Raw genomic sequence first — 839 nt, forward strand, 5'->3', positions numbered from 1 at the left:
AGGCCACCGATGCTGACCACCAGCAGGATCAGCATGGCCATCAGCCCGACGTTCTTCTCTACGACCTCATGTGACATTCGCTGATCTCCTTAAGCGGTCGCTTCCGGGGCGGATTCGGTCGCCACGCGCTCCTGCGGGCGAATGGTCATCCACACGTTCCAGGCCATGATCAGCATGCCTGCGAGGAACAGGAAGCCGCCGAACATGCGCACCGCGTAGTACGGGTAGGTGGCCTGCAGGGACTGCACGAAGCTGTAGGTCAGCGTGCCGTCCGGGTTGGTGGCCCGCCACATGAGGCCCTGCATCACGCCCGCGATCCACATCGAGGCGATGTAGAGGACCACGCCGATGGTCGCCACCCAGAAGTGGGCGCCGATGGCCTTGACGCTGTACATCTGCTCCCGGCCCCAGAGCTTCGGAATCAGCGCGTACATGGAACCGATGGTGATGAACGCCACCCAGCCGAGCGCGCCGGAGTGCACGTGACCGATCGTCCAGTCCGTGTAGTGGGACAGGGCGTTGACGGTCTTGATGGACATCATCGGGCCCTCGAACGTGGACATGCCGTAGAACGACAGGCTGACGATGAGGAAGCGGATGATCGGGTCGTCACGCAGCTTATGCCAGGCGCCCGAGAGCGTCATGATGCCGTTGATCATGCCACCCCAGGAGGGCGCGAGCAGGATCAGCGAGAACACCATGCCCAGCGACTGCACCCACTCCGGCAGCGACGTCCAGTGGAGATGGTGGGGACCCGCCCACATATACACGGAGATAAGCGCCCAGAAATGCACCACGGAGAGGCGGTACGAATAGATCGGGCGCCCGGCCTGCTTGGG

1 protein-coding gene is annotated in these 839 nt (G+C 63.3%); it reads right to left on the minus strand.

Annotated features, from left to right (window positions below; all coding sequences use genetic code 11):
* Positions 1–89 precede the first annotated feature (89 nt).
* The coding region (locus tag G7A99_RS22025; protein ID WP_205600002.1) for a cbb3-type cytochrome c oxidase subunit I at positions 90–839 on the minus strand (750 nt) is incomplete at its 5' end.

This window comes from Arhodomonas sp. KWT, from assembly GCF_010993615.1.